The following is a 255-nucleotide window of genomic DNA, read 5'->3' as shown; positions in this document are numbered from 1 at the left end:
CCTTTGGCTACCCCCGTCATGTTGCTGCACAAGGGCATCATTTCATCGTACAGCACCCGCAACACTTGGTGCAGGTTGTCAAAATCCACCGCTGCTAATAACATAGGCATACCGATTTATATGTTACCAGTAGCGTTCATCCGCCGAGCCGTAGAGAGCCAGCACCCGGTCGGTGTCGTTCTTCTTCTTCGCCCGCAGGTAGGACACGGATATATTCTTTCGGGTGTAGTAGTTCACGAGGTTGCGGTAGTTGAG

The 255-nt window shown here is 52.2% G+C and carries 2 pseudogenes; both read right to left on the bottom strand.

Annotated elements, in window-relative coordinates:
- Window positions 1-104: pseudogene (locus tag DXA74_RS16800) on the bottom strand (conjugative transposon protein TraJ); the annotation flags it as partial.
- Between the two features lie 19 nt (window positions 105-123).
- Window positions 124-255 (bottom strand): annotated as a pseudogene (locus tag DXA74_RS16005) (conjugal transfer protein TraI); the annotation flags it as partial.

This window comes from Bacteroides sp. OF04-15BH (genome assembly GCF_003477995.1).
In the GTDB taxonomy this organism is placed as follows: domain Bacteria; phylum Bacteroidota; class Bacteroidia; order Bacteroidales; family Bacteroidaceae; genus Paraprevotella.
This window is presented reverse-complemented; position numbering and strand designations above follow the sequence as displayed.